This window comes from Nostoc sp. T09, assembly GCF_002154695.1.
Taxonomy (GTDB): domain Bacteria; phylum Cyanobacteriota; class Cyanobacteriia; order Cyanobacteriales; family Nostocaceae; genus Aulosira.
The window spans coordinates 54227-75475 of the sequence record NZ_MTAV01000089.1; the positions used below are offsets into that span (position 1 = coordinate 54227).

Annotated in this window: 20 protein-coding genes; 13 read left to right on the plus strand and 7 right to left on the minus strand. The window is 42.6% G+C overall.

What is annotated here, in order from left to right; genetic code table 11:
- The first annotated feature begins 300 nt into the window (after positions 1–300).
- The 4 genes from BV372_RS18750 (at position 301) to BV372_RS18760 (ending at position 3228) form a co-directional block, all read left to right on the plus strand.
- Positions 301–1632, plus strand: a complete 1332-nt coding sequence (locus tag BV372_RS18750; protein ID WP_086688007.1) for an NB-ARC domain-containing protein — start codon at positions 301–303, stop codon at positions 1630–1632.
- 90 nt (positions 1633–1722) lie between these two features.
- Complete coding sequence (locus tag BV372_RS37740; protein ID WP_256973317.1) at positions 1723–1848, plus strand: hypothetical protein; 126 nt, start codon at positions 1723–1725, stop codon at positions 1846–1848.
- Between the two features lie 198 nt (positions 1849–2046).
- Positions 2047–2433 carry a 6-carboxytetrahydropterin synthase gene (locus BV372_RS18755; RefSeq protein WP_086688008.1) on the plus strand — a complete coding sequence of 129 codons (387 nt, stop codon included), beginning with the start codon at positions 2047–2049 and terminating at the stop codon, positions 2431–2433.
- A 579-nt stretch (positions 2434–3012) separates the two neighbouring features.
- Entirely contained in the window at positions 3013–3228 is a 216-nt protein-coding gene (locus tag BV372_RS18760; protein WP_086688009.1) for a hypothetical protein, read from the plus strand.
- Between the two features lie 61 nt (positions 3229–3289).
- On the opposite strand, the gene ribD is transcribed toward BV372_RS18760, so the two are convergent.
- The 4 genes from ribD to BV372_RS18780 all read right to left on the minus strand — a co-directional run bounded on the left by ribD (position 3290) and on the right by BV372_RS18780 (position 7314).
- Complete coding sequence (gene ribD, locus BV372_RS18765; protein WP_086688010.1) at positions 3290–4498, minus strand: bifunctional diaminohydroxyphosphoribosylaminopyrimidine deaminase/5-amino-6-(5-phosphoribosylamino)uracil reductase RibD; 1209 nt, start codon at positions 4496–4498, stop codon at positions 3290–3292.
- Positions 4499–4729: 231 nt separating this feature from the next.
- Positions 4730–5347: a rod shape-determining protein MreD gene (gene mreD, locus BV372_RS18770; RefSeq protein WP_086688011.1), complete on the minus strand. Its 618-nt coding sequence runs from the start codon at positions 5345–5347 to the stop codon at positions 4730–4732.
- 24 nt (positions 5348–5371) lie between these two features.
- Positions 5372–6187: a rod shape-determining protein MreC gene (gene mreC / locus BV372_RS18775; RefSeq protein ID WP_086688012.1), complete on the minus strand. Its 816-nt coding sequence runs from the start codon at positions 6185–6187 to the stop codon at positions 5372–5374.
- Positions 6188–6306: 119 nt separating this feature from the next.
- Entirely contained in the window at positions 6307–7314 is a 1008-nt protein-coding gene (locus BV372_RS18780) for a rod shape-determining protein (protein ID WP_086688013.1), read from the minus strand.
- 369 nt (positions 7315–7683) lie between these two features.
- On the opposite strand from BV372_RS18780, the gene BV372_RS18785 reads away from it, so the two are divergent.
- Positions 7684–8046 (plus strand): single-stranded DNA-binding protein, encoded by a 363-nt coding sequence (locus tag BV372_RS18785; RefSeq protein WP_086688014.1) that lies wholly within the window; start codon positions 7684–7686, stop codon positions 8044–8046.
- 50 nt (positions 8047–8096) lie between these two features.
- Here BV372_RS18785 and BV372_RS18790 read toward each other — a convergent pair whose 3' ends face one another.
- Positions 8097–8846: an SIMPL domain-containing protein gene (locus tag BV372_RS18790; protein WP_086688015.1), complete on the minus strand. Its 750-nt coding sequence runs from the start codon at positions 8844–8846 to the stop codon at positions 8097–8099.
- Positions 8847–9301: 455 nt separating this feature from the next.
- Here BV372_RS18790 and BV372_RS18795 point away from each other — a divergent pair, with 455 nt between their 5' ends.
- From BV372_RS18795 to murI, 5 genes are all read left to right on the plus strand, one after another.
- Positions 9302–10780 (plus strand): cation:proton antiporter, encoded by a 1479-nt coding sequence (locus BV372_RS18795; RefSeq protein WP_086688016.1) that lies wholly within the window; start codon positions 9302–9304, stop codon positions 10778–10780.
- Positions 10781–11484: 704 nt separating this feature from the next.
- A complete protein-coding gene (locus BV372_RS18800) occupies positions 11485–11739 on the plus strand; it encodes a hypothetical protein (RefSeq protein WP_086688017.1) in 255 nt (84 codons plus the stop codon).
- Positions 11720–11956, plus strand: a complete 237-nt coding sequence (locus BV372_RS18805; protein WP_179198145.1) for an N-acetylmuramoyl-L-alanine amidase — start codon at positions 11720–11722, stop codon at positions 11954–11956. The genes BV372_RS18800 and BV372_RS18805 overlap by 20 nt, the downstream gene beginning before the upstream one ends.
- An 813-nt stretch (positions 11957–12769) precedes the next feature.
- Entirely contained in the window at positions 12770–14692 is a 1923-nt protein-coding gene (locus BV372_RS18810) for an N-acetylmuramoyl-L-alanine amidase (protein ID WP_086688019.1), read from the plus strand.
- 130 nt (positions 14693–14822) lie between these two features.
- Positions 14823–15704, plus strand: a complete 882-nt coding sequence (murI, locus tag BV372_RS18815) for a glutamate racemase (RefSeq protein WP_086688020.1) — start codon at positions 14823–14825, stop codon at positions 15702–15704.
- A 72-nt stretch (positions 15705–15776) separates the two neighbouring features.
- Here murI and BV372_RS18820 read toward each other — a convergent pair whose 3' ends face one another.
- Positions 15777–15956, minus strand: a complete 180-nt coding sequence (locus BV372_RS18820) for a hypothetical protein (protein WP_373270786.1) — start codon at positions 15954–15956, stop codon at positions 15777–15779.
- Between the two features lie 1170 nt (positions 15957–17126).
- Between BV372_RS18820 and sds the strand changes: the two genes are divergently transcribed.
- On the plus strand, positions 17127–18098 hold the full coding sequence (sds, locus tag BV372_RS18825; protein ID WP_086688022.1) for a solanesyl diphosphate synthase: 972 nt from the start codon (positions 17127–17129) through the stop codon (positions 18096–18098).
- Between the two features lie 69 nt (positions 18099–18167).
- Here the strand turns inward: sds and BV372_RS18830 are convergent, their stop codons facing one another.
- Entirely contained in the window at positions 18168–18638 is a 471-nt protein-coding gene (locus tag BV372_RS18830; protein WP_086688023.1) for a hypothetical protein, read from the minus strand.
- Between the two features lie 207 nt (positions 18639–18845).
- Here BV372_RS18830 and hetZ point away from each other — a divergent pair, with 207 nt between their 5' ends.
- The gene (gene hetZ, locus BV372_RS18835; protein WP_086688024.1) at positions 18846–20036 is read left to right on the plus strand and encodes a heterocyst differentiation protein HetZ; all 1191 of its coding nucleotides are present in this window, start codon (positions 18846–18848) and stop codon (positions 20034–20036) included.
- Positions 20029–21006, plus strand: coding sequence for a PatU (locus BV372_RS18840; RefSeq protein WP_086688025.1), 978 nt, complete (start codon positions 20029–20031; stop codon positions 21004–21006). The genes hetZ and BV372_RS18840 overlap by 8 nt, the downstream gene beginning before the upstream one ends.
- Positions 21007–21249 lie beyond the last annotated feature (243 nt).

Sequence of the window (21249 nt, forward strand, 5' to 3'; positions counted from 1 at the left end):
CTGCTGCGTAAAAGTCAAAATACTTTGATGCGATTACTTTATATTACTATTGGGCTTTCAGGTTGCATCAAATCATCAGTAGAGGAGTTTTGGTGAAGCTAGAAGGAACTCTATTTCTAATAATTGTCTTGATCGGGGCCAGGCATAGCGTGATGCCTGCCATACGAGAAGAAAAAATGCCATGAAATAAAAACTTCTAACTTAGCTGCATAAAATTTTGATCAACCTCCGATAGATTTATGTAGCTTTGAGGTAGGAACATTTTATGGGGGAGTCATAGAATTAACTTTTGAGCAAGCAATGGTGGTCTTAGATAAAGTGTTGCAGAAAAAGCATTTAAGTAATATCCAAGAGTTAGTACTTAAATTGTGTTGGAAAGGCTACACCTATGCAGAGATTGCCGAAAACTCAGGTTATGACGATGATTACATCCGAGACGTAGGCTTCCGCTTATGGCAGACCCTCTCAAAAGCACTGGGAGAAAATATAGCTAAAAGTAACGTCAAAACAGTTTTGCGACGTTATTATTCCAATCTCGCGCCAGCAGAATCACAACTATCTACCACCACAGCATTTCAAATCCCTAGCTCTCAGCAACAGCAAGACTGGGGAGAAGCAATTGATGTTTCTATGTTCTATGGACGTACAGTAGAACAAGCATTGCTGCGACAGTGGATTGTCGATGAAAAATGCCGCTTGGTGATGCTGCTAGGGATGGGTGGGATTGGCAAAACAGCTTTGTCTGTGAAGGTTGCAGAGCAGTTGCAGAGCCAGTTTGATTTTGTAATTTGGCGTAGTATCCGAAATAGACCACCAATTGTTGACCTCATGCGGGAGTTAATTTTGTTTTTCTCCCAGCAAACAGAAGCGAATTGCCCAGAAACTATAGACGGTCAAATTTCCTGTCTAATTAAGTACTTGCGCTCCCAACGCTGCCTGATCCTATTGGATAATATCGAATCAATATTGCAAAGTGGGGAAACCGCAGGGCACTATTGCGCTGGATATGAAGGATATGGTCAACTTCTCAGACGAGTGGGAGATGAAGTTCATCAAAGTTGCCTAGTATTTACTAGTCGAGAGACACCAAGTGGGTTTACAGCTAGGGAAGGTGAAACTCTGCCAGTGCGATCGCTGCAACTAACTGGGTTGTCCCAAGTAGAATCACAGCAAATTCTGGCCACTAAGGGATTAGTGGATTCAACAGTTGAATGCGACAAGCTAATTCAGCGCTATACAGGTAATCCTTTAGCTTTGAAAATTGTCGCAACGGCAATTCAATGCCTATTTGATGGCAATATTTCCCAATTTTTACAGCAAAGTCCAGTTGTTTTTGGCGATCTCTGGGAAATATTAGAGCAACAGTTTCATCGCCTGTCTGCTAACGAGAAGCAAGTGATGTACTCGCTAGCAGTCAAACAAGATTGGGTAACACTCAAGGAATTGCAACAGTATCTCATCCCGCAAATCTCTGAGCGAGAATTACTAGAGGCGCTTTTGTCTTTGCAAAGGCGATCGCTCATTGAACAGCAATCAGGTAACTATACTCAACAGACTGTGGTAATGGAGTACGTCACTGACAAACTTATGGGTCAGGTATGCTCCAAAATACCTGTTGGGGAAATTCAATAATTACATTCGGATCTACTACTAATCCAGACCATTGAATAAATTTAGGCTTTGAAGAAGAGACAAGCCCATCATTCTAGAAGCAGTAGCGCCATGTCTGACGACAAGCCCTACCCTACCTTTCGGGAAAGCTTTCAGCCAACGGGAACGACTTCATCGAACGGGTTTGGGGGTGAGGCTTCTACGTCGCTACCGCTGTCAGCGAAGCTTTTACGCTAACGAAATCGACAAGAACCGTCAAGACTGCGACCTCCTCACCCCTACGCGTCTACGCACTCTGCGATAATTTGTCTAGAAAACCGCCTTATGGTCATGCAAACAAGAATTAAGCAATACTTGTAAATATCTGGTTGGGGTTGTTAATCAGATAAGGTGACATGAGTATTTATTCGTCATAGACTACGCGGTGATGCCAAAATGCCCGAATGGAAATTAACAACAGAATTTACCTTTGATAGCGCTCACTACATCAAAGATTACGATGGTCCTTGTGGTCGGATGCACGGGCATACTTATAAAGTTAGAGTTGAGGCAAAATCATCACAGTTGCACTCTTCAGAGTACTGTCCACACCCAGTCATGGTAGCTGACTTTAGAACCTTACGTTGGGCTAAACAAGATGTAACGAAAGGAGGACTCGACCATTGCGTTCTCAACGAAGTCTTACCTCCTGAATACGAAACAACTGCGGAGATGATTGCTAAGTATATTTATGATCAAACTAAGAAGCGTTTACCACTAGATGTGCAATTGAAAGTCCGAGTTTCTGAAACACCTAGTAGCTGGGTAGAGTACAAAGATTAAAAAGGATGTGAGGTTGAGAAATACTAGTAAATTTTGGTGTTATTGATAACTGATAACTAAATATTGCAAAATTTAAACGTAATTTGTTATACTGCTCATCACGCACACAAAATATTTTTATTTCTCTTCCTCCCAAAGGCATAAAAAGTATTTTTATAATTTAAGTTAATTTCAGTAATAATTCTTCTTATTTAATTTTGGACAGATATAAATCTCTAATGTTTGTTTTTACATACTTTCCTAACCAAGTCAGTGAAATAAAGCAATGGCAAAGTTTTTCGTAATTATTGCGGCGAGCCTTTGCTTTCTGAAGTTCTGAGTGGACAGAATAATATTATTTTTTCTTCCAATTAAAACAGTAAGATCTAGGATAATTTAAGTATATATACCCTAAATTTTGGGTTAACTCATCAGATAAATCTGCCGATTGTGATTACTAATTCTTAATCTTCATAAAGTTATAAATCGGTTTATTAACCTATTGATAATACTTGTCTCAGCTTCTACATTCATGCCGCAATCTGTTGTCAGAATTGTGTAATCTGAAAACAGGTAAGCTAATACTTAAGTTGAGGTCTGATGACTCCTACGATTATGCGTCAGCTTTGGTCTGTGGTTGAAACCGCTCATACCAAGACCCTATTGCAGCTAGACGATGCTAACTTGGTGCAATGGTTGGTAAAACAGACAAATACCCAAGCATTCTTAGAACCTAATGAAACGGATTTTCTGTGTGATTATATTCAATCTCGGCTCTCCCTAATTCGCGATTTGGCTTATGAGCGACAGTGTTAATGGTAATTAGTCACAATGCATTAGTCCGTAGTTAAGAGCGATCGCTCTCAGCTGTTGACGGCTAACTTTGTCGGGGCAAATAACCTTCTACCAAGCAATCAGAACCCACTACACGCCAACGAACATTTTCTAGGGGCAAAGCTTCGGTCATAGTGGTAAAACCCAAATCGCCTACTGGCGTGGGAGCATTACTGCCACCAATGATTTTAGGAGCAATAAAGGCAAGAATTTTTTGCACCGCTCTCCCCGCGATCGCACTAGCAGCTAAAGTCCCACCACATTCCCACAACACGCTACAAAAACCCCGTTCATATAAGTGCGCCATGACATTATCTGGTGTGAGTGACGTGAACTCCACCACTTCCACTCCCTGTTGCCGTAACAATTCTTGAAAATTGGGGTTAGCGCCTACCTCTGTCAACACCAAAGTAGGAGCCGCAGATGTTTGCCATAGGTGAGCATGTTCTGGCAAGTTGAGATGGCGACTCATCACCACTCGCAAGGGATTATGGGACCCTACCTGATGGCTGGTTAAGTAAGGATTATCCTGCCGCACTGTATTACCACCAACAATTACTGCATCGCAAGACGCCCGCAGTTGATGTACTTCACTGCGGGCGTGTTGGTTTGTCACCCAAGCACTATGGCCAGAAGTAGTAGCAATTTTGCCATCTAAAGTCATGGCATATTTCAAAATGCCTAAAGGTCGCTTGTAAAGAATGCGATGGACAAAAGCTTCGTTGAGTTGCTGACAGGCTGCTTCTTCCACTCCTACTAAGACTTCTATACCTGCTGCACGTAAACGAGCAATGCCGCCTCCAGCTACTAGTGGATTGGGGTCTACCATACCCACTACCACTTTTGCCACTCCAGCTGCGATCAAACCTTCCGAACAAGGCGGAGTGCGTCCGTAGTGGTTGCAAGGTTCGAGATTGACATAAACAGTAGCACCACGAGCGCGATTTTCCTCTGGAGAAGCTGCGCCAACGCCTGCTGCTTTCAAAGCAAAAACTTCTGCATGAGGTTCACCCACACGGGGATGAAACCCCTCTCCCACAATCTCCCCATCTTTAACAACTACTGCTCCCACTAACGGATTTGGTGAAGTACGTCCCAATGCGCGACGGGCGAGTTCCAAACACCGTCGCATCATGCGAGAATCGAAGTCACTGCCTATCCTTTTCCCAGTCGAATCCACTGGCAACGTATTTTCTGGAGTGTAGTTAGGTAGAGATGCATCTGCTTGAGCGACCACAGGGGAATTATCCATAATTTTGGGCAACACTCTCAATATTTTCCACGCTAGCTGCTCTTTTGCGCGATCTTTTAACAGTAATATTCAGCTTTTACTTTTGGTGATCTTAACTTACAGCGATTTTACGATGCGTGGAATACAAGAAGGGGCACAAACATTATTGTGCCCCTTGGTTGGTCTATTCAACTGCAAATTGGTGTTTTCCTTAATCCCAGCTACACCAGAAAACTCGTTGGCGAAGTAATTTTAAGATTGCTCGAACAATTTCATTTCCTGCCACCAACGATTCAGGGGATAATAAACCACAGGTGCCCAAAGACTACTGAGAATGGCAGAAGCCAAAGCTACGCGTTGATAATATGTCCAGATATATTCCGTTTTGCGATCGCCCATCAAAGTCAATTCCAAACCAAAAATAGTCTCTGCGACTAACGCCATTGCGAAGACAATTAACGCAATAGAAATAAAGTCTTCCTCGATAAAACGTTGCTTCTGAATCAGACCAGTCAACATCCCCACTATTCCCAGCGACAAGGCATGAGTGGGACTAGGTGATGTCATAGCATCCTGAAGTAGACCCAGAACTATACCTGCAAATGCCCCAGACCAAACTGTGCGTTTCACACTCCAAGCCACCACCCAAATTAACAACCAGTTCGGCCCAATTCCTAATAATTCCATACCTGGTAAGCGGGATGGCAACATCAGCAAACATAACAACACAGATCCTACTGTTACTGTCCAATCCACAAACTGACGTGTACGCGGATGCCAACGCGCAATAGGTGGGATTTGGATTTTGGATTTCCGCGCTGGTGATTTTGACTTTTTTTGACGGCGACCAGTAAAAGCAGGAATCTTCATGGTGTTGCAAGAGTTGTGGGGAATTTAGTTAGACTTTTGCGGTTGTGGGTTTGTCGGCTGGGGATTTTCCACCTCTGGGATTGGGTTTTCTGGTTTTGGGTATACACCCACCCAATCTAATGACCGAATTGGTGGGAATAATTCCACTTTCGCAACGGATGCAGGAAGCTTCTTTAAATCTAGAGATTTAATTCTGCCTACTGCTAAACCAGAAGGAAACTTCTGACTGTAAGTTGATGTCGTGACAAAATCACCAACCTTCACATTGGGCACTTTTTCATAAAATTCCAACACAGCTTCAGCCGAAGAATCTCCTCGTAAAACGCCTTTGGCTGATGTGCGACTAATTGTTACACCCACTTGACTCTTAAGGTCACTGATGAGTAACACGCGGCTAGTATTAGGAGTTACACTCTCTACTAAACCCACTAATCCGCCTTCTGCCTTGACTATAAAGCCTTCTTTAATTCCTGAATTCGCACCACGATCTAAGGTGATTTGCTGCCACCAGTGGTCAGCACTACGTCCCAGTACCCGTGCTGGAAGTGGACGCGATGAAATTGGCTCTTTTTCTACATAGCCTAATAAGTTTTGTAACTTTTGATTTTGACTTTGCAGGTCTACTATACGCGCTTGCAACTCTAATGTTCGAGCATCTCTAAGCCGTTCTTCAGGTGTTGGTCCTGCTTGCAAAATTTGCAATGGACGAGTAACTCCTTGGTACATCTCCAGCAGCAGTGTACCTTGGGTTTCTCGCAGTACCCAAGCACTACCTAATAATAGTGCTATTAATCCAATTTGTAGGCTTTTCCGATCCCACCAACGACGTAATAAAACCATGTATCCATACCTTAATTTTTATATCTTTATAATTTGAAAAATTTAGGGTTCTATTTATATAAAACCCAATATCAGATAGCGAATTCTCAGTGTACGCAATTCTCTATCTGATATTTTTGCTACATATTCCGAGAACGACCGCTGAATACACGTTCCAGTTGTTTGAAGTTTTCCAACACACGACCTGTTCCCAACACCACACAACTTAAAGGATCGGCAGCAATATGGGTAACGATGCCTGTCTCATGACTAATTAAAGTATCTATTCCTTTAAGCAAAGCACCACCACCAGCGAGCATAATTCCTCTATCAATAATGTCTGCTGCTAGTTCAGGAGGTGTGCGTTCTAGTGTCCGCTTCACCGCTTCTATAATCACTGATAGCGGCTCTATCATACTTTCACGAATTTCGGGACCTTTGATAGTAACAGTTCGTGGCAACCCAGAAAGCAGATGCAAGCCTCGAACTTCCATAATTGCGTCACTATCATCATTAGTGGGATAGGCAGAGCCAATCCGAATCTTGATATCCTCAGCAGTACGTTCGCCAATTACCAAGTTATGAACTTTCTTCATGTATTGCAGGATTGCTTCGGTAAGTTCATCGCCGGCAATGCGTACTGATTCGCTGATTACCGTACCTTGAAGACTGAGTACTGCAACTTCTGTTGTACCGCCACCAATATCGATAATCATGTTGCCAGTCGGTTCGGCAACTGGCAGCCCTGCACCAATTGCCGCAGCTACTGGTTCATCAATTAAATAAACCTCTCTGGCTCCCGCTTGGGTAGCCGCATCCATTACTGCCCGTCTTTCTACCCCTGTAACGCCGCTGGGAATACCAATGACAATTCGGGGTAGAATTAGAGATCTGCCCTCATTGACACGTTGAATAAAGCTTTTTAACATCAGCTCAGCTGTATCAAAGTCAGCGATTACCCCATCACGCAAAGGACGGACAGCAACCACATTTCCAGGTGTACGGCCGAGCATTTTTTTGGCCTCTTCTCCTACTGCCAGTGCGATCTTTTCGTTTTGATCGATGGCAACTACCGAAGGTTCTTGGAGTACAATACCTTTACCAGATACATAAACGAGGGTATTAGCAGTACCGAGATCGATACCCATATCCCACGATGAGCGAAAGTTCTTGAAAAAACCCACGCGTCCTACGCCCCCTATTTGCGATATTTGATGACTACAACGGTAAGAGTTAATCGTGCTGGATTCTATTACGTTTTTGATCCTGAGTCCAGTAAAGCAGGCTATTTTTTTAGATAACTTTTGAGAATCTTTACTACATCTCAGTCCACTAATTTCTAATCTTCTCTAACTAACTCAGTATATCCGTATAGTTTTCTACTTTATCCCAAGTAATTTGTATCATTTTTAATTGCAAGTATATTGCTCAATCTTTAACATATTTTCAACAGTTCCACAATTCGCTATGATGGAATTCGGGATAAATGAGTACGTATGTACTGAAAGGTAACGCACATGAGCATCAATGTTGTCACCCTTGTTGGTCGTGTAGGCAGCGACCCAGATATTAAATATTTTGAATCGGGTAGTGTTAAGTGTAGATTGACACTAGCAGTTAATAGGCGATCGCGAAACAAAGATGAACCTGATTGGTTCACTTTAGAACTATGGGATAAGACGGCGGAGGTCGCAGGTAATTATGTGCGTAAGGGCAGCTTAATTGGCATCAAAGGCTCCTTAAAGTTTGACACATGGAGCGATCGCCAAACAGGAGCAAGCCGATCTGCACCCGTTATTAGAGTAGACCAACTGGAGTTGTTAGGTTCTAAGCGTGATGGAGAAGGAGGATCTGGGGATTTCTCGCCAGAAAATTTCTAAAGGTATGGTCAATAGTCCATAGTCTAATGCTATGGACTATTGACTATTGACTAATAACTAATCTGCAACGTCACTGATGCTTCTACTTGCTGTTCACCGCCAACAACAGGGGTAGACACATCCGCATTGCTCACCTTCATAGCTTCAGTACGCATTAATACAGGTGGTGGTGGTGGAGCGCTAGCAGCATTAACTTGAATATTCACCACTTCTTTAGACTTCAAACCCAAAGCACTAAAAACAGCTTCTGCTTGTGCTTGGGCATCTTGAGTAGCTTCTTTCAGTGCTAGTTTTTGCGCGGCTGCGATCGCTTCATCGCTAGCCACAAAACTAATACCGTTAATTTGTGTTGCACCAGCTTTCACAGCTTCATCCAAAAGCGTACCAGCTTTCTCTGTGGCGATGCGAAAACTAACGGTGTTACTAGCAGCATACCCAGTAATTCGCTGCACATTATTGGTATAGCTATAAACGGGGTTGAGACGGATACCTGTGGTTTGTAACTTCTCTACATTACGGCTTTTTAGTAGAGCAACCACAGCTGATGACCTGCGAGCCGCTTCTTGCTGTACCTCCTGTGCTGTTTTACCTTGAATTTCCACCCCTAAATTAACTAGAGACAGAGTAGTAGGAATTGTTTCCATACCACGACCACTGACGGTAAGTGTATGCGACAATTTTTCTTTTTCTTGTGCCAAGCTAGGCTGAATAAAAGTCACGCATACCAGCAAGGCTAAGGGCAAAGTGTGCCAAAATTTGCCAATACGAAACTGAGAACCAGATAAAGCGGCTCTAGACATAAGATTTGCACTCCTCGGACAATTATCTACCAATGTTCGTCATAAAGCATATCTAAGAATCCACATTTAACGGTCAACTGTTAATCGTTAACCGTTACCAAGAGATTTGTACAAATCTCATGATTGAATTGAATAGATACGTTTTGTGTATTTCCACTGTGACACTGCTATTCTCAAAAGCTGGAATGGTTACATTTTTTGAAACTTAAAATAGTACCTCAAAATCTGTGGAGATTCTGGATGGCAGATTGGCTACTGAAAATTGAACCCGATATTATTCCAACTCTGATTTAGAAAGGAATAGTAATTGAAATTTTCAATTCCTTAATTGCTTTTTGGAAAAGGGTGAAGTACCGATCGCCAAGTATTTCTCACCGTTGCGTTAATCTTGCAGAATGCTAGGAGTCTTCTGTGAGAAAAAGGTAAAAATAAAGAGATGGATTTTCGCAGAACCAATGCAGTTTATAGATGCAATCAACTTCTCTTTTCCTCTGCTGGCAAGCACAACAGACACCGCAGATAGCTCAATGGTAGTAGCAGCAGTGCTGCTGAGCTTAGTGGTAGTTTACCTCGCTAGCAAAGTTGGTGGAGAGTTATCAAATCGAGTGGGTTTGCCGCCTGTCTTAGGCGAACTCGTAGGTGGCGTAATTATCGGTATTTCTGTTTTGCACCTTTTGGTGTTTCCAGAAGGTGGCACGGATAGTTCTAGCTCTTTGATTATTTCATTCTTGCAAAATACTGCCGGGTTAAGTCCACAAGCTGCTGATGGCGTTTTTAGAACGCAATCAGAGGTCATTTCTGTTTTATCAGAACTGGGAGTAATTATCCTGTTGTTTGAAATCGGTTTGGAGTCGAACTTAAAAGACTTAATGGCAGTCGGCATCCAAGCCACTATCGTGGCAGTAGTGGGGGTAGTGGCACCCTTTGCCGCGGGTACTGTTGGGTTGATGACTTTGTTTGGTATCGGTGCTGTACCTGCAATTTTTGCTGGGGCAGCTTTGACTGCTACTAGTATTGGTATCACTTCCAAAGTGCTCTCAGAACTAGGACGTCTCAATTCTAAAGAAGGGCAGATAATTCTTGGTGCTGCCGTAATTGATGACGTACTAGGAATCATTGTTCTAGCAGTGGTTGCTAGCCTGGCTAAAGATGGCGAAGTAGATGTCACTAAAGTCATTTATTTAATAATCAGTGCCACTACTTTCCTGCTAGGTGCGATTTTACTAGGCAATGTTTTCAATAAGACTTTTGTCGCGATCGTCGATCGCCTCAAAACACGGGGTGAGTTGGTAATACCAGCATTCATCTTTGCCTTTGTCATGGCATATCTTGCGGCTGTTATTCAGTTAGAAGCAATTTTAGGAGCTTTTGCCGCTGGTTTAGTCTTGGAAGAGACCGATAAGCGCAAAGAACTGCAAAAGCAAGTTATTCCGATTGCTGATATGTTGGTACCGATTTTCTTTGTTGCTGTTGGGGCAAAAACTGATTTAGGAGTATTAAACCCAGCAATTCCTAGCAATCGGGAAGGTCTAGTTATGGCATCTTTCTTGATTGTAGTAGCCATAATTGGTAAAGTTATCACAGGCTTAACGGTGTTTGGGCAACCACAAATCAACCGTTTGGCGATTGGTGTGGGGATGATTCCCAGAGGTGAAGTCGGATTGGTATTTGCTGGTGTTGGTGCTGCTAGTGGCGCGCTCTCCAAACCACTGGGTGCAGCAATTATCATGATGGTAATCTTGACAACCTTTTTAGCTCCTCCTTTGTTACGGTTTGTATTTCCAGAAACAAATACTGTAGCAACAGACTCAGAGCAACTGATTTTAGACGGCGCTTCGGCTCCATCGTTGACAATAGAAACCCCTCAGTTGCTTGTCTCAAAATTAAATGATCCTAGTAGTCTAGAATCAGGAGCCGATTCCCAGGATAGTTAATTTTACATCTTAGGTAGAAACACGCTGTTGATTGCTTCTTAAGGTAGATTAAGACTGAGTTCTGAGTAGGAATTATTCAGAACTCAGCGATCGCTTACGTAGACCTATAGGGTTGAAGTAGTATTATTATTAGCCCAACTCATGCACCTACAAACTTCCAAGGGAACTTATTCGCCTTTGGCGTTGCCATACGGTAGAGTGCCCGAAGGATTTGTTGTCAGATATTGCTATGGGTGTTGGCTACATAGCATTCTATGTCAGTATTTTCCGAGCCATCTGAAGATTTTTCTATGACCATAGGAAACTTCCAGCGCCAAATATCCGTCCCATAAGACTGTAAATTTTAATTTTTTCTCATTACAATCAGCATTCAGAATGTTATCAGTTTCCTGGTTTTATTTGTTTTCTCATCCTACTTTAGTGATTGTTTTAGCAATTAGGAATTAGCACTCGCCAGCACAACCACATCTTTTGACAGTAATTGGAACTTAAGACTTGGAGTATCGAATACCAGCGATCGCGCAACTCCAATTCAACTTCAGGCTAAATCCAGTTTTAGTGACTGAGATTTACTAGCTAAGATTAATTTTAGTTATGCTTTGTGGTCTTTATCTAATGCTTTTTAGATGAAAGTTCTAAACGCTAATAGCATAGTAAATGAAATTAGCGTGTAAGATTATACCCTATAGCAGAGAAGCTAGTTTTTGGCTTTGCTACCACGAGCTTTTCAAGTCATGCCCCCTGTTGGTTTGCCACCTTTAGGACTTCTAGAAAATTTTCCTCAGCCCAGAAATGGGCGAATGGTAGTCATCATTGATCCTGGACGCGGCGACAAAGAACCTGGGAGCATTGGTATTGGTGGAGTAGCTGGAAGAATATTATCCTACATTCATTGGCAACAAGGTGACAGAGATTTTGTAGCAAAATGGTATGCAAGTGATGATGACACGAAATTCTGACTATTTCATCAGTTGGGAAGAGCGAGGCAATATACCAGCAAGAGCTAAGGCTGATGTATTTGTCAGCATTTATGGTAATTCAGCAGGCGCAGGTCATCCTGATACTAGTGAATTAGAAGCGTATGATTACGACAGTGGTTTAGGTCTAACTCACATTGTTGATCGCAGCATTCTTCAAAGTTTGAATGTCAGAACCCGAGGCGTGAGGCGATATTAAAATCACATTGCGGCAGCGATCGCTCGCAGTCTCCTCCATTACCTCAAACAAAGATCAGAAAATAAACAAGTCGAGTAGTTACACTAAATGGCACCAATTTTTATACAACTAAGTAGCTATGAACCGCATACACGAGGAAGTGGGAAAAATTTTCTCTTTCCTTGTGCCTTTGTTTCTAGACAGAGCTGCATATGCTTGGCACAGAATAAATTGATCAAAATATTTATCCCTTCTGTTTTCTACTTCGTAGACTCTGCCTGATCTTCAAGACAGCTAATCATGAGAATCAATATCCTATGCCTCCTGCTTTCTGCCCTATTTTCAAGCTAGTCATGCTAAACAATCCATAAACGCTGATTCTTTTTTAAAGGCAATTAATCTCATCTGTACTGCTCGACACACCTATCCATAAATATTTTTCTAAATATTAAAGAGTAGCTGTCACCAGCCTGAGCATACCAATTGACAGTAGTTGGATTTTTATACTCGGTGCATTAATTATTAGCAATCAAACAGATTAAAATCAATTTTTGGTTGATTGCAGTGACATTAACGAAGATTGATTGAGTCAGGTTAATTATAGTTATGTTTTTTTGGTGTACCTTGATGCTTTGCAAGTTAAAGTTCGCAGCGCTATCAGCATGGCAAAATTACAGGTACATGCTAAGATTCTACGCCATTAGCTGTGTCTTTATCCAAGCGCGAAGTGCTTTTGCTGCATTAAAGCTAAAGTTTGGGCGGTGACGGTGTGAGGATTTACCAATATTTTGAAAGCTTAACGGCTGCCATGAATGCAAATCAGGAGAATGGACTGTGAAACTACACTGGTTACTACCCGGTACTTTTGGAACTATCTTCATACTGTCGTCGCCAGCTTTTGCAGCGAGACTGGAATCTTGGCGTTTTGATCCTAATCAAAACCGACTGGAAATTAACACTGCGGGTGCTGTACAACCAAAGGCACAACTCATCTTCAACCCCACCCGGTTGGTAATTGATTTACCACAAACTGTATTTGGGCGTCCCCAGGTGACGCAACCAGTAGGTGGAGCAATTCGCTCGATTCGTGTTGGGCAATTTGATCAAGAGACAACCCGCATAGTCGTCGAACTCACTCCCGGTTATACCCTAGACCCTCAGCAGGTAAAATTTACAGGCATCACTGCCAGCCGCTGGGCAGTAAAATTACCTAATCCTAAAATTGAAGAGGTTGCCACCTTAGCTGATGCTAATAGACCCCAACAAGAAGTACCAAGGACGGTAGTCCCTTCTACAACATCTCCTACACTATTCCCCCCAAGAAGTGTTTACAACGTAGTCAAAACTGGTACTGTTACTCCTACTAATAACAGAACTGCGATCAACACCGCAGACGGGGCAACTCAAATTGAGAATTTACGAGTGACAGGGGATGGGTTTTTTATCCGCACCAGTGGTGGTAACCCGAAAATCCAGGTCAATCGGACTGATGACCAAAGGGCAATTAATATCGACATTTCTGGTGCATCGCTATCACCAAAATTAGAGCAACGTGATGTGTTGATTAATCGCTATGGAGTCAATCGCATTCTATTTAGCCAATTACAAACACAACCACCAGTGGTGCGGATGACGTTACGGGTAGACAGCAACAGTCCTGACTGGCGGGCAAGTACTAGTAGTGTCGGTGGATTCGTAGTTCTGCCCAATAGTGGTGTGGTGCGATTGCCTGGAGATAATAATCAGCCCCCCAGAACATCTGTTACAGACTCCCCAGCTACCATTCAAGCTGTTGAACTCGCTGGCAATGGTACCCAATTGTTAATTCGCGCCGATCAAGCTTTATCTGCTAAAGGAGGTTGGGATAGGACTTCTGGTTTGTTCCGGATTACGATTCCTAATGCAAAGTTAGCACCTAGAGTGAGTGGACCTGCTTTAGACGCCACTAGCCCGATTCTGCGAGTACGACTGCAACCACAAGAACCGAATACTGTGGTTGTCTTTGTTCAACCAGCCGCAGGAGTACAAATTGGCGAACTCAACCAAGTTGGGAGTCAGCTGATAGCTCTACAATTACAGCGCTCTCGTCCAATCACATCGTCTAGAATACCTCCTGTTGCTTTACCGCCGCTACCGCCAACCCAAGGACAATTGCCAGATCCCACAGATAATCCTCGGACTATACCGCAGCCAGGACCGCGCCCCGTAGTTCCCAGAGGCAAATTGCTAGTAGTGATTGACCCTGGACATGGTGGTAAAGACTCTGGCGCACCAGGTCTAGGAGGACTTCTAGAAAAGGATGTTGTTCTGCCTATTAGTATTCAAATCGCCAGAATTTTAGAGAGAAATGGCGTACAAACTGTACTCACGCGGGATGCGGACTTTTTCGTAGAACTTCAAGGACGGGTAGATATAGCTGAGCGAGTTAATGCAACTTTGTTTGTCAGCGTTCACGCTAATTCGATCGATAACCGCTCTGATGTCAATGGGCTAGAAGTGTATTATTACGACAGTGGTCGCGATCTAGCTGACGTGGTTCGCAATACCATTCTCAACAATATCAGTACTATCAAAGATAGAGGAACACGCAAAGCCAGATTTTACGTCCTGAGGAAAAGTTCTATGCCTTCTATTTTGGTGGAAACAGGCTATATGTCAGGTCGTGAGGACAATCCCCGATTGGCAAGCCGAGAATACCAGAATCGGATGGCAGAAGCGATCGCCAATGGAATTCTCAAGTACTTACAAAGAAGGTAAAAATGTAGTAAAAATTACTAGTTAAAGAGGTGATATTTAGACTTCTTTTATATACAGGATTTATAAGTCTTAGCAACTTGGCTACTAAATCCTGTATCTTAATTCAAAAAACCTCAACCAATATCAGCCCGTGTATTCATCTTCCATCTTTGAAGGCAATCTTTATAATTTTTCGGATCAAGAACCTCAACGTGCGCCTATTGGCATATTTGATAGTGGCGTGGGTGGTTTAACGGTACTGCGACAAGTTTATCGGCAACTTCCTAACGAATCAGTTATTTATTTTGGTGATACAGCTCGACTGCCTTATGGCATTCGTTCACAAGCAGAGATATTACAGTTTGTGCGCGAAATTCTTACCTGGTTGCAACAGCAGCAGGTAAAAATGGTCATTATGGCTTGCAATACAAGTTCTGCTCTAGCACTAGAAACAGTTCGAGAAGAATTTAATCTACCGATTCTCGGCGTTATTCTCCCAGGGGCTAGAGCAGCAGTACAGCTAGGCAAGCGGATTGGTGTGATTGCTACACCAGCAACCGCCAAAAGTAATGCTTATAAGCAAGCTATACTGGAAATCGATCCCAATGTTCAAGTCTGGCAAGTGGGTTGTCCAGAATTTGTGCCACTAATTGAGCAAAACCGCATTCACGACCCCTACACTATTGAAGTAGCACGCTCTTATCTAGAACCGTTAATACACCAAGAAATCGACACTTTAGTCTACGGCTGTACCCATTATCCCCACCTTGCACCTGTGCTGCGATCGCTCCTCCCCTCTCAGGTAAAGCTTGTTGATCCAGCTATTAATGTTGTGGCAGCTTGTGCCCAAGATTTAGACTTACTACGTTTACGAAATATCCATCCTCCATTGCCTACTCGCTTTGCTGTTAGCGGCTGTGCACAGCAGTTTGCCCAATCAGGATTGCAATTGTTGGGTTATACTCCACTGGTTGAGGAAGTTTCCTTCACTGAAGCTACAGCATCCCACCTGCAACAAGACTTTGTTGGGTGATTAGTAAATAGCCAAGAGTCAATAGTCAATAGTGTATAGTCAAAATACTCTACTTTGACCTTTGGCTCTTGACTAGTGACTATTAACTGCTTCAGTCACCTTCGATGCTACTGATAACTCTTGTTTGTGGTTTCTCTTAGTTGCCAAAGAAATATCTTTAGTAGCATCAGTGTTTTTTCCTGTTCGCTTTGCTAGTGCTAATAGTAAATAAACTGTAAACAAATATCCAGCAGCTAAAATAAAAATCATCATAGGCATATTTTCATAAATCATTGTTCTACCTGCACCTTTATCTAACGAATATGTAATTCCATAACTTAAACAAAACTTCAACCAAACAAGCTAATTCTTGATGGCTGTAGTTTGCTATGCTAGACTACTCCGTAGAGATATAACTCCCCCACGGTCAACAGATTTATTATTTAACCTAATTTTCCGCAGACTATACATTGCAGAGCAGCTAAATTACCAAACAGTAATTCTTAACTGCGCTCCTCAGCAGTCTACCTAGTCCGCGCTATTCCTGCACACACCACAACATGGGAGAAACACCAACGCTCAATGTAATACAAAAACGAGCGGTTTCCCTTGAGGGTAGGGTTTAACTCCAACCTATGAGGTTTGCAGGTCGCAGCCACAAGTCAGGAATCACTTCCTTGATATAACCGCGACTAATTATTGACTCACTACTCCTTACAAGTATAATCACCTACAGACGATTTACCTGGAGGAAGTGAATATCTGAAAAATTTAAAATCCCTAGATCTAAGCGTAACACAACGTTCATGACTTTTAAGCCTAGTTCATAGCTAAATTTCAAATTTTCTAATTGACGTTACGCAGATAGAAAAAACTGATCTAGCTAGAATATTACTTAGTGCTTATTGTATTTTAGCAATTACAGAAATAAATTTGCGTCATAGGTAATAAACTTGACAACTCAACTTTATTACCAACGATTAATAAGTTATAAAAATTTAAATATTGGTCTACAAAAGACGTTAATATTGCAGAGCTTTTACTAGTCTTAATAATAACTAGTATCATACTCAAAGTTTAAATACTTAAGTAATTACCCTAAAGTCGCTTGAAAAATATGGATAACTGAGGCTGTCAGTCTAGAGAGCTAATGGATTGGCTCTTACACCTTGCAGACAAAGGTTTATAAATTTATCGCTTTTTTCAGTAGCGTACAATACAGTTTCTTGATTAAAGGAGCCATTTAAGTATGGCACAAACAAATACAGTTTTACTCAAAAACACTTTAAAAGCTTAAAACAGCAGGTTTTTCAACTATGAAGAGGTTACAGGCTTGCAAAATTGAGGGATTCGCTGATCAAAATTTTGCGCAGGCCCAGGGTTATCTTAAAATGAGTAAAGGATATGTAAACTTTCGTAACCTAAGCCAGAGTCCGCCCATCCATGACCCCAGCCACCTCCCTGTTTACCCCTGTGGAAGCAGACCTGCGAATACTAGCAGATAATCTCAAACAGCTAGTTGGAAATCGCCACCCCATCCTTTATGCAGCCGCCGAACATCTATTTGGAGCTGGAGGAAAGCGCATTAGACCAGCTATCGTTCTGCTGATAGCGCGAGCAACAATGCTAGAAAAAGACATTACATCCCGGCACCGACGCTTAGCTGAGATCACAGAAATGATCCACACAGCAAGTTTGGTGCATGATGATGTGGTGGACGAATCCCAGATGCGACGTGGTGTTCCTACTGTTCATAGTTTATTTGGTAATCGAATTGCCGTGTTGGCAGGAGATTTTCTTTTCGCCCAATCTTCCTGGTATTTGGCAAACTTAGACAATTTGGAAGTGGTGAAACTGCTCTCAGAGGTGATTATGGATTTGGCAGCTGGAGAAATCCAGCAAGGACTGAATCGCTTTGATACTAACACCTCCATAGAGACTTACCTAGACAAGAGCTATTACAAAACTGCCTCATTAATAGCCAACAGTTCTAAAGCAGCTGGGTTACTCAGCGAAGTATCTCAGGAGGATGCTGAGCATTTGTATAACTATGGACGCCATCTTGGACTAGCATTCCAGATTGTGGATGATATTTTAGATTTCACCAGCTCCACAGATACATTAGGTAAACCAGTAGGGTCTGATCTTCAAAGTGGCAACCTTACTGCACCAGTTTTATTCGCTTTAAAGGAAAAACCATATTTAGAAGTACTGATTGAACGAGAGTTTGCCCAAGATGGGGATTTAGAACAAGCACTCTTGTTAATTCAAGAAAGTCAAGGAATACAGCGGGCGCGAGAATTAGCCGCTCACCATGCTAAGGTAGCAACTGAACATATTGCTGTTCTACCAGCCTCCGAATCTCATCAAGCTTTAATTAACATGGCTGACTATGTACTGAGTCGGCTGTATTAGGGGCTGGGGATTAGGGGCTAGCTAGTATAGATGATTAATTTTCTGAGAATGCCCCATGCCCCATGCCATTCAAGCAATATTAGGTGGTACCTGTTTTGGTGAATGATTTTGTTGTAGTTGTTGAATTCGATTTTGCAGGTCAGTTCGCCGTACCTCGACTGCATTGGTAGTCAAGCCAGGACTCTCAAAAAAAACTATACTATCTACGGGTTCTAATGCTATCAATTGGAACAAAATATGAGTCACAGGAATAGCTGTAGCTATGACTTGAGAGTCAGTTCCAGCAGATGAGGCAAGTGTGGCATCATTTAAGGTAGGAAATGCGTAAACAACGTGTTTTTCTAATCCTGGATTTGCCCGGTTGCTCAATGTAGTTAAAACCCACTCTGACTCCAAGCTTTGGAGAATATAATACTGAGGGTAATGTAACTGATGAGCGATCGCCTTGATGGCAGGGGCAATTGCTGCAACAAGTTGTGGTGTTATACCATCGTGTGGTGCATTATCAATCAACAATTGAATTTGTGCTTCTAAATCCATAATGACTTGTCAACGGCTCCTGGGTAATGGCCATAACATCAAAGCAAAGTGTGAATAATCCCACTAAAGTTGGGAATAATAAATTAAGCCAAATCCTCAATGCAGGATTGGTCTTTTGTTTAGCTTATACGCAAAATTCATCAAGCCAAAACCCACGGTCGTACAGGTTGTGTTTAAGTATGTTAGGGTCTTTTAAAAACAGAGACTATGAATTCAGTCGCAACCGCAACTATTCAGGGAGAAAATTCTATCGGCGTGGAGGTGATATTTCAACTCCTATTCAAGGAGCTTCAACAGTCAACCAAAGCTTCGGAACAGAATTGCCATGATGTGGCAACACGCATTGCCTCCGAAGTCTACCGGATTTGCAACGAAAGTAAACGTATCCAAGCTTCCGGTGCTGTGGAAAACTCAGCAATAACATTAGCCCGTCATCGGCTGCAACAGTGCCTGAGGTACTATCAACTAGGTTCAAATCGCGGCAGGATAGAATTACATAGCACTTTAAGTGCGATCATCTACCGTTACATTAATCCTCCTCAGAAGCAATTGAGTTATCAAGGGCGGCTGACTATCATTGAAGATTTTCTCCAAAGTTTTTATCTGGAGGCATTAAATGCTTTCCGTCGGGAAAATCAAATGGGATCTGCCTATCGCCCCCAGACACTTCTGGAATTGGCAGAGTATATGGCATTTACTGAACGCTATGGTAAGCGACGGATACCCTTACCAGGTCGTCAACAGCAATTAGTTATTCTCCGAGCGCAAACCTTCTCTCAACAGCAACCTCCAGAAACGAGCGTAGACATCGAACAAGCCGCAGAAGGTAGTGCCAACGAAGCCGATGGTTCCTGGGAAGAGCCAGCAGTACAACAATTGCGTTCGGCAATGGCAACGCAACCAGAACCAGAACCAGAAGAAGATACGTTGCGCTCTGTAGTAATTACAGAATTATTAGATTATTTAGAACAACGACAACAAAACGACTGTGCGGATTACTTTAGCCTCCGCCTTCAAGATCTTTCAGCACAGGAAATAGAGTCAATTTTAGGTTTAACCCCTCGCCAGAGAGATTACTTACAGCAGCGTTTTAAATATCATTTAATTCGGTTTGCCTTGTTGCATCGTTGGGAACTAGTTCACGAATGGTTAGAAGCTTCGTTACCCACGAATTTAGGCTTGACTCCCCAACAGTGGCAAGCATACACAGCGGAGTTAGACGATAAACAGCGGTCTCTACTAAACATGAAACAACAAGGACAACCCGACGAAAAAATTGCTAAAACTTTAGGTTTGTCTATGGCGCAATTGCAAAAACGGTGGTTTAAGATTCTTGAACAAGCTTGGGAAATTCGTAACTCTTTAGTGTCCGGATCAGGTGCATCTACTCATGAATAGTGACTCAGAATCCTTTCATCACCAGTTACTTAGTTGGGTGTTGGCAGAAGATGCCATCACCTCTAAGTTGTCTTCGGTAGATGATCAGGAAATTGACGGGGTGAAAAACCCTCTCAAGCAAGCCACCACATCAAAAAGTGGTGAGCAAGAGTCGGGAGGGACGCCCCAAACCTTTCAACTGGGAGAAATTCCTACTGTGCAAGAACGTTTCCAAGCCGTCCTCAAACGTCGCTTACAAATCCAGATTCAAAACCAGCCGCCTTTATTCCCTTGGGAAAGCCAATTAATAGACTATCCCGACTATGCTGACGAGCAATCGATAGCATTAGTTCCTACATGGGGATGGGTGGCACAACAGTCTAAACTGAATTTGCCTATTGCCTTGCCGGAAAGCATTTTCCGTCAATTACTGCAAAAGTGTCAACTATTGCTGACATCTTCTCTACCTTTGGGTGCAAAATTAGTTCAGGCAGTCGAGGACTTGTTCCCCAACGACAGCCAAGCACTAAACGACATCGCTGGATTAGTACTTAGAAGTACTTATCGGTCTGTAGATGCCCTGGAGACAATGCCCAATATTCAGAGCGATTACTCCGATTTAAGAGAACGTCAACAAATGGCATTATCGCTGTTGGCAGCGAAACAACTGTTAGATAACCTGACTCTACCACTTTCAGCAACCAATCCAGTGATCGAAAGAGAATGGTTAACTACTGTCGGTGTTTTAAACCTAAAAGTAGAATACCAGTCTCAGGGTCAGATGGGAAAGCTGCGAGTCCAAGGTGAATTACCCACCAAAGGAATTTTGACACTTAGAGGCAAGGGTACCGAGTCAGTAGTACAATCTTCGGATTCGGGAAGCTTGAGTGTTGAATTACACTGTCGGCAGCTCAACCAGACTTATACGTTGGAAGTCGATTTTCCAGAAATAGACCAACAGCCACTCTTGTTTGTCATTAATCCCACATAAGCGAAACAATCACTGCTAGCACCTAGTTTGATAAACGCCAATAGATAATTAAAGATTATCCTGGTTTTGAAACTTATCCTTTTTTTCAACAAGCGGTATTGAAGGATCTGACGCAAATCTAATCACTGATTGGTAGAACCTAGCACAAAAAGCGTAGATTCACATAGACGTATTGCCAGTTAGTTACCATGCCATCTAGGGAATTCCCCTTCGCTAAAGGCGTTTTCATAGAGTAGGGTAGGG

What these genes read in the sequence shown, in the direction of transcription:
- BV372_RS18795 (WP_086688016.1), top strand. Translation starts at nt 9,302, where the DNA reads ATGCAGTTTATAGATGCAATCAACTTCTCTTTTCCTCTGCTGGCAAGC.
- BV372_RS18820 (WP_373270786.1), bottom strand. Translation starts at nt 15,956, where the DNA reads ATGATGATTTTTATTTTAGCTGCTGGATATTTGTTTACAGTTTATTTA.
- BV372_RS18790 (WP_086688015.1), bottom strand. Translation starts at nt 8,846, where the DNA reads ATGTCTAGAGCCGCTTTATCTGGTTCTCAGTTTCGTATTGGCAAATTT.
- sds (WP_086688022.1), top strand. Translation starts at nt 17,127, where the DNA reads ATGACCCCAGCCACCTCCCTGTTTACCCCTGTGGAAGCAGACCTGCGA.
- BV372_RS18760 (WP_086688009.1), top strand. Translation starts at nt 3,013, where the DNA reads ATGACTCCTACGATTATGCGTCAGCTTTGGTCTGTGGTTGAAACCGCT.
- BV372_RS37740 (WP_256973317.1), top strand. Translation starts at nt 1,723, where the DNA reads ATGTCTGACGACAAGCCCTACCCTACCTTTCGGGAAAGCTTTCAGCCA.
- ribD (WP_086688010.1), bottom strand. Translation starts at nt 4,498, where the DNA reads ATGGATAATTCCCCTGTGGTCGCTCAAGCAGATGCATCTCTACCTAAC.
- BV372_RS18830 (WP_086688023.1), bottom strand. Translation starts at nt 18,638, where the DNA reads ATGGATTTAGAAGCACAAATTCAATTGTTGATTGATAATGCACCACAC.
- BV372_RS18785 (WP_086688014.1), top strand. Translation starts at nt 7,684, where the DNA reads ATGAGCATCAATGTTGTCACCCTTGTTGGTCGTGTAGGCAGCGACCCA.
- BV372_RS18805 (WP_179198145.1), top strand. Translation starts at nt 11,720, where the DNA reads ATGATGACACGAAATTCTGACTATTTCATCAGTTGGGAAGAGCGAGGC.
- BV372_RS18750 (WP_086688007.1), top strand. Translation starts at nt 301, where the DNA reads ATGGTGGTCTTAGATAAAGTGTTGCAGAAAAAGCATTTAAGTAATATC.
- BV372_RS18840 (WP_086688025.1), top strand. Translation starts at nt 20,029, where the DNA reads ATGAATAGTGACTCAGAATCCTTTCATCACCAGTTACTTAGTTGGGTG.
- hetZ (WP_086688024.1), top strand. Translation starts at nt 18,846, where the DNA reads ATGAATTCAGTCGCAACCGCAACTATTCAGGGAGAAAATTCTATCGGC.
- mreD (WP_086688011.1), bottom strand. Translation starts at nt 5,347, where the DNA reads ATGAAGATTCCTGCTTTTACTGGTCGCCGTCAAAAAAAGTCAAAATCA.
- mreC (WP_086688012.1), bottom strand. Translation starts at nt 6,187, where the DNA reads ATGGTTTTATTACGTCGTTGGTGGGATCGGAAAAGCCTACAAATTGGA.
- BV372_RS18755 (WP_086688008.1), top strand. Translation starts at nt 2,047, where the DNA reads ATGCCCGAATGGAAATTAACAACAGAATTTACCTTTGATAGCGCTCAC.
- BV372_RS18780 (WP_086688013.1), bottom strand. Translation starts at nt 7,314, where the DNA reads ATGGGTATCGATCTCGGTACTGCTAATACCCTCGTTTATGTATCTGGT.